Source organism: Nonomuraea sp. NPDC052634, from assembly GCF_040678535.1.
Lineage (GTDB): Bacteria > Actinomycetota > Actinomycetes > Streptosporangiales > Streptosporangiaceae > Nonomuraea > Nonomuraea fastidiosa.
Genome location: NZ_JBFATY010000001.1, coordinates 1,978,266 through 1,984,950 on the forward strand (window position 1 = coordinate 1,978,266; position 6,685 = coordinate 1,984,950).

A 6,685-nucleotide genomic window follows, 5' to 3' on the forward strand; every position below is an offset into this window, starting at 1 on the left:
CCTTTAACCGTTGACGGGGTTCGTTCCGCCAGAGGATGATCCGCGCGTGACGACTGGAGGACCGGCGCTCGCGTGTCGCGCCCTCGCCTGCCGCGCCGACGGCCGCACGATCATCTCCGATTTCACGCTGGAGCTCTTCCCCGGCGAACGCGTCGCGCTCATGGGCCCGTCGGGCTCGGGCAAGACGACGCTGCTGACCACGCTGTCCGGGCTGCTCCCGCCCGCGGCGGGCCGGGTGCTGGTGCACGGGGTGCCGCTGGACGCGCAGCCGGAGCTGCGGGCCGAGCTGGCCCTGGTGTTCCAGTCGTACGGGCTGCTGAGCCTGCTCACGGCGGCCGAGAACGTCGAGGTCGCGCTGCGCGCCGCGGGCATCCCGCCACCGGAGGCGATGCGGCTGACGGCGGAGGCACTGGAGCGATTACGGGTGGCGAAGTTCGCCGACCACCTGGTGGAGGAGCTGTCCGGCGGGCAGCAGCAGCGGGTGGCGGTGGCCAGGGCGCTGGCGCTGCGGCCCCGGGTGCTGCTGGCCGACGAGCCGACGGCCGAGCAGGACCCCGACCATCGCGAGATCGTCCTGGACGAGCTGCTGGCGGCGGCCGGGCAGGGCACCACGCTGGTGATCGCGACCCACGACCCCGAGGTGGCCGAGCGCTGCGACCGCGTCGTCAACCTGCGCGCCGGCGCGCCGCCCCGTGCCGGGAAGGGCAGTTCATGAGCCTGGTGAGATGCGACGGGATCGTGCAGATCTACAAGGCGCGCGATGTGGAGGTCGTGGCGCTGCGCGATGTGGATCTGGTGATAAACGAGGGCGAGACGGTCGCCCTGCTGGGCCCGTCGGGGGCGGGCAAGTCGACGCTGCTGTGGCTGCTGGCGGGGCTGCTGCGGCCGAGCGCGGGCCGGTTGTGGCTGGACGGCATCGACATGGGCCGCCTCGACCAGCGCAGGCTGGACCGGCTGCGGGCGTCCAGGATCGGCATGGTGCTGCAGAACCCGGCGCGCAACCTCATCGGCTACCTGAACGCCGCTCAGAACGTCGCCTTCGCCCAGCGTGCGGTCAAGCGGGACCGGCGGCGGGCCCGCGAGCTGCTGCGCCTGGTCGGGCTGGACGGCGCCGGCGACCGGCCGGCGGGGCGCATGTCGGGCGGCGAGCAGCAGCGGCTCGCGCTGGCGGTCGCCCTCGCCAACCGGCCCAGGCTGCTGCTGGCCGACGAGCCGACCAGCCAGCTCGACGAGGAGTCCGGAACGCGGGTGGTCGAGCTGATCAAGCGGGCGGCGGCGGCCGAGGGCACGACGGCGGTGGTCGTCACGCACGACACGGCGGTGAGCGCGGCGCTGAGCCGTACGGTGACGATCAGGGACGGCCGGGTCGGCGCCGAGGGCCGCCGCGGCGAGGACTTCGTGGTGGTGGGCAGGGAAGGCGGGGTCCAGGTGCCGCCCGAGTACCACCATCTGCTGCCCCCTGGCTCGATGGCGCGGATCGAGGAGCTGCCTGACGGCATCGCGCTCAGGAGGGCCGAGCCGTGATCCTGCGGGGTCTGTGGGAGCGCCGCACGCTCTCGCTGGTCGTGCTGCTCATCGCGGTGGTGCCGATCGCGTCGGCGGCCGTCGGCCCCGTCTACTCGGCCGCGGCGCGCACGGCGATCGCCAGGAACGCGCTGACCACGGCGCCGCTCGAAGGCCGGGGCTGGCGCTACACCACCAAGACGGGCGACATCGAGGGGAAGCTGGCGGCGTTCACGGCGGACGCCGGCTTCACCGCACCGCCGATCCTGGGCATGGAGACGACCAGCGGCCGGGTGAACGACGAGGCCGTCTACACGCTGATCTGGCAGGACGGCCAGTGCGAGCACCTGACGCTGGCGAAGGGCCGCTGCCCGAGCGCGGGCAGGGAGGTGATGGCGAGCCAGGCGTCCGGCTTCACGGTGGGGCAGCGGCTGCGCCTCAGCTCGATCGTCGAGATGGAGCAGAGTGCGAACCGGCGGGTGCCCGCGCCGCTCACGGTCGTCGGGTTGTACCGTCCAGGCTCGCCGACGGACCCGTTCTGGTTCGGCCGCACGCTGTTCTCCACGACGGGCGACCCGGGCGACGGCAAGGCGGACGCGCTGTTCACGGTGCCGGAGACCCGGCTGCAGACGTACGCGCTGGGCGGCGGCACCGACGCCTCGGGCCGGCCGAACGGCTGGACCGACTACGGCATCGTCTATGTGGATCCCTCCCGCGTCGAGGGCGACGACGTGCCGAAGCTGGCCGCCATGCAGGCGAGCGCGGAGCAGGCGGGCCGGGAGAGCGAGGCGATCGTGTACTCGCGGATCGCCGAGACGCTCAAGCGGCTGACCGCCGGCACCGGCTCGCTCGGCGTCCCGACGCTGCTCGTGGTGGCCCAGCTCGTCGGGCTCGGCTGGATGCTGCTGTTCCAGACGGTGGGCGACCTGGTCAGGGCGAGGAGCGCGGAGCTGGCCCTTGCCCGGCTGCGCGGGCACGGCAGGGCGCGGGTGTGGCGGTATGCGCTCACCGAGCCGGCGCTGCTGCTGGCGGTCGCGGTGCCGCTCGGCCTGCTGCTCGGCCGGGTGGCCGCTGAGGCGATGGCGAGGGTGCTGCTGCCGCCGGGCATCCCGGTCACGTTCCCGCCGGAGGCGGCGGCGGCCGGGGTGGCGGCCATGCTGGGCGGGGTGCTGGCGGCGGCGCTGGCCGCCTGGCGCACCGCGACCCGCCCGGTGACGGAGGAGTGGCGGCGCACGCCGCGCAGGTCGGCGCGGGGCTGGGTGCTGGACGTCGCGGTGCTCTCGATCACCGCGCTCGGCCTGGTCGAGCTGCTGGCCACGGGCGTCATCACCGACGTGTCAGGGCAGAGCTCGGGCGCGCTCGCGGTGCCCGGCCTGATCGCGCTGGGCACGGCGCTGCTGGCCAGCCGGGCGGTTCCGGTGCTGGCGGGGCGGCTGTTCGGGGTGACCAGGCGGCGCGGCGGGCTGGGCCCGTTCCTCGCGCTGCGGCAGGTCGCGCGCGGCCCGGTGACGGCGGGCAGCGTGATCGTGCTGGGGACGGCGTTCGGGCTGGCGACGTTCGCGGTGTCGGCGTGGAGCGCGACGTCAGGCGACTACGAGGAGGCGGCCAGGTTCCACAACGGCGCGCCGACCGCCATCACGGTACGCCCGGTCGAGCCGAGCCGGCTGATGGCCGCTGTGGCCGCCGCCGACCCGTCGGGCACCATGGCCGCGCCGGTGATCAAGATGCCGGGGCCGCCGCAGCTCATCGCCACCGACCCGGACCGGCTCGCCGCCGTCGGCCACTGGCGTCCCGAGCTGGCGGGCGGCCGATCGCTGGCCGACGCGCTGTCCGGACTGAAGGGCCCCCAAACGCCGCGCGTGTGGCTGAAGGGCGAGCGCTTCCGCGTGACGGTCGCCCACGACCTGCCGCCCGAGGGCTGGACGATCCGGCTGTCGGCGCTGCTGCGCGTACCCGACCGGCGCACTCCCACGCTGATCCCGCTCGGCGAGCTGCGCGGGCGCTCCGGCGTGCACGCGTGGAACCTGCCGCCGATCTGCCGGGAGTCGCCCTGCGAGCTGCGCGCCTTCCAGGGCGAGCCGATCTCCCCCGCCCAGTACGCGGAGTCTGCGTTCGTACGGGTGCGCGTCACCGCCATGTCCGTACGCGACCAGGGCCGCTGGAAGGCCCTCGACCTGCCGCCCTGGCGGGTGGACCAGAACCCGCGCGAGCGCGGCGGCACGTTCGGCATCACCCCGGTCGGCAACCAGACGCTGCGCCCCGACACCTACCGGCCCCAGCCGGCCGCCCTGGTGGTCGGGGGCGTCGGCAGCCGCGCGCTGCCCGGCCTGGACAACGGCTACGCCGCACCCGCCCACGCCGTCGCGACCTCGTCCGCCGCGCCCGGCCTGACCGACGCGGGCGCGATCGTGGACCTGGAGCAGGCCGACAGGATGGCGTACGGCGTGCACGAGCAGGCCCAGTTCCAGGTGTGGACGCGGACGGCCGACGTGGCCGCGCTGGAGCGGGCGCTGACCGAGCAGGGGCTGACGGTGGTGAGCCGGCGGCACGCGAGCGAGCTGGCCGCCTCGTTCGCGGCGCGCGGGCCGGGCCTTGCGCTGTTGCTGCTGCTGGTGTCGGCGCTGGCCGCAGCGGCGCTCGCGCTCGGACGTACGGTGCTGGCGCTGCGCACGGCGGCCCGGCGGCGGGCGTACGAGCTGGCCGCGCTGGAGGCGGCGGGCGCCCGGGTGTCGGCGCTGCGGGTCGCGCTGCTGCTCGAACAGCTCATCACGGTCACGGCGGGCACGCTGGCCGGGCTGCTCGCCGGGCTGGCGGCGGCGAGCGCGGCGCTGCGGCGCATCCCGCAGTTCACCGAGCCGCCGGTCACGCCGCCGCTGCCGCACGACATCGCGGCGGCGCCCGTCGCGCTCGTCGTGGGCGCCGCCCTGCTGCTCAGCCTGCTGGCCGCGGCGGCGGTGTCGGAGCTGCTGCTGCGCGGCATCCGCGTGGAACGCCTCCGCGACACCCCGGCCTGACGCGCCGGACCGTCACCCCCGCCTGACGTGCCGGACCGTCACCCCTCGGACCGACGTGCCGGACCGTCAGCCCTCCGGCGGCTGACGTGCCGGACCGTCAGCCCTCCGGCGGCTGACGTGCTGGATCGTCAGCCGCCGGAGGACAGCGTGGCCAGGTACGCCTTGGCCAGGGTCAGCGCGCTCTCGAAGCCCTCCTTCTCCGACATCATCTCGACGTTGGGCGCGTTCATCTCCGCCTTCTCCGGCCGCTGGTGCCCCGAGTAGTCCACGCTGATCACCATCGAGCCCTTGCGGATGACGTACGAGCCGCTGGAGGCCGCCACATCGCCGCCCCTGTGCTGGACGTACTGCTTGAACGCCTCGTCGCCGAGCCCCTTGATGTCGGTCAGCTTGCCCCAGGTGATGAAGCCGATCGTGGACTCCGCGGTGCCCTTGGCCCGGCCGCGGTCGGTGGCGTAGAAGTCCTTGGCGGCGCCCACGTCCTCGGCCCCCGCCCGGTTGGTGAACCGGTGAACCGTGATGAGCGCGCTGCGGATCTTGATCTTGCCCTCGCCGGCCGGAAGGTTCCTGTTGAGCCAGCGGCACTCGGTCTGGTTGTCGTCGCCGACCTGGGTACCGCGCGCCCGCGTCTCCGCGTCGGGCACCAGCTTGAGCGCGGTGTCGGTGACGGCCGCGCATTCGGCGGGGAACGAGGCCAGCACCGTCGGCGACGGCGTCGGAGTGGCGGTCGGCGCCGGGGTGGACGGGGTGGTCGCCGTGGGCGTCGGGTCCGCCTGCGCCAGCACGTCAGGGTGCTTGCGCTGCCACTCGGCCACGCCCTTGGCGAAGTGCACGATCAGGCCGCTCACCTCGCGGATCGCGTTCTCCTCCGTGACCGCCTGCGCGGTCTCGTTCGACAGGATGGCCGCGTCCTTACGCTGCTGGCCGGCCTGGTACTTGACCTCGATCGTCATGTCGCCGACCCGCGCGTACGCGGTGCCGTAGGCGTACCACAGGAGCTTGCCCGAGCGGCGCCAGGTGTACTGGGCGAACGCGCCGTCGCCGACGTTCGGGATGTCCTTGACCGGCGAGATGTACTCCTTCTCGTCCGGATCGAGCTCGGGCTTGGCCGTCTCGCGGTACTTGCCGCCGCGATAGTCGGCCTCGTACGAGTTCTGCGCCATCGCGCGGCCCGTCTTGGTGCCCTCGCCCTTGTGCTGGTTGATCTTGACGTCGATCTCCCGGCTGCGCCAGTACTCGCCGTACGAGATGCGGTTGTTCAGCCAGTTGCAGGAGAAGTTGATCGTGTAGTCGTCCTCCCGGGACCGCTTCTCCACGGTCGCGCCCGGCACCAGGCGGTCGGCCTCGTCCTTGGGCAGCATCGAGCACACATCGACGGACACGCCGGTCGCGCTCGGACTCGCGGTGCCCTCGCCCGACGTACGGGCGACCGGCGGGTTGCCGCCTCCGCCGCCGTCCTCCGGGCCCCACAGCAGGAACGCGCCCACCCCCGCCGCGGCCACCAGCACGACGAGCGCGGCGGCGAGCGTGGGCATCATCCACGCCGGGCGCTTGGAGCCGCCGTCCGGCGTGAGCACCGGAGGGTTGGTTGGCGGCAGCGTGGGCGGCATGGCCGCCTGGTCCTGCGGCATCTGCGGCGACAGGGTCGGGGGCAGTGTGGGCGGCAGGTACGCGGTCCCACCCGGCGCCCGATCCTGTGGCCCGCTCGGCGGCCCACCCTGAGGACTGCTCGGGTATCCGCCCTGCGGCCACCCCGAAGGGCCACTGCCGGCCCCGTCCTGCGGGCCACTCGGCGGCCCGCCCTGAGGCCAGCCGGAAGGCCCGCTCCCCGCCTCGTCCTGCGGGCCACTCGGGAACCCACCCTGTGACCAGCCCGAAGAGCCACTGCCGGCCCCGTCCTGCGGGCCACTCGGCGGCCCGCCCTGGGGGCCGCTCGGATACGCGCTCGGCGACCAACCCGCAGGAGCGCTCCCATCGTGAGGTCCGCTCGGCGGTCCACCCTGCGGCCACCCCGAAGGCCCGCTGCCCGCCCCGTCCTGGGGACCACCCGGCAGGGCACCCTCCGGCGGCCAGCCCGCAGGAGCGCTCCCATCGTGAGGTCCGCTCGGCGGTCCACCCTGCGGCCACCCCGAAGGCCCGCTGCCCGCCCCGTCCTGGGGACCACCCGG

General features: G+C 74.5%; 4 protein-coding genes. 3 read left to right on the forward strand and 1 reads right to left on the reverse strand.

The genetic code is table 11. The features are described from left to right. The first annotated feature begins 46 nt into the window (after window positions 1–46). From AB0K67_RS08895 to AB0K67_RS08905, 3 genes are read left to right on the forward strand one after another with little or no spacing between them, the layout of a single operon-like run. Window positions 47–715, forward strand: a complete 669-nt coding sequence (locus tag AB0K67_RS08895) for an ATP-binding cassette domain-containing protein (RefSeq protein WP_364055213.1) — start codon at window positions 47–49, stop codon at window positions 713–715. Then, window positions 712–1,524 carry an ATP-binding cassette domain-containing protein gene (locus AB0K67_RS08900; protein WP_364055216.1) on the forward strand — a complete coding sequence of 271 codons (813 nt, stop codon included), beginning with the start codon at window positions 712–714 and terminating at the stop codon, window positions 1,522–1,524. Before AB0K67_RS08895 ends, AB0K67_RS08900 begins: the two co-directional genes overlap by 4 nt. Next, on the forward strand, window positions 1,521–4,517 hold the full coding sequence (locus AB0K67_RS08905) for an FtsX-like permease family protein (RefSeq protein WP_364055219.1): 2,997 nt from the start codon (window positions 1,521–1,523) through the stop codon (window positions 4,515–4,517). The genes AB0K67_RS08900 and AB0K67_RS08905 overlap by 4 nt, the downstream gene beginning before the upstream one ends. Before the next feature lie 128 nt (window positions 4,518–4,645). Here AB0K67_RS08905 and AB0K67_RS08910 read toward each other — a convergent pair whose 3' ends face one another. Then, window positions 4,646–6,148 carry a hypothetical protein gene (locus tag AB0K67_RS08910; RefSeq protein ID WP_364055222.1) on the reverse strand — a complete coding sequence of 501 codons (1,503 nt, stop codon included), beginning with the start codon at window positions 6,146–6,148 and terminating at the stop codon, window positions 4,646–4,648. Between the last annotated feature and the right edge of the window lie 537 nt (window positions 6,149–6,685).

Coding starts and splice junctions, on each gene's coding strand:
- AB0K67_RS08910 (WP_364055222.1), bottom strand. CDS start 6,148: ATGCCGCAGGACCAGGCGGCCATGCCGCCCACGCTGCCGCCAACCAAC.
- AB0K67_RS08900 (WP_364055216.1), top strand. CDS start 712: ATGAGCCTGGTGAGATGCGACGGGATCGTGCAGATCTACAAGGCGCGC.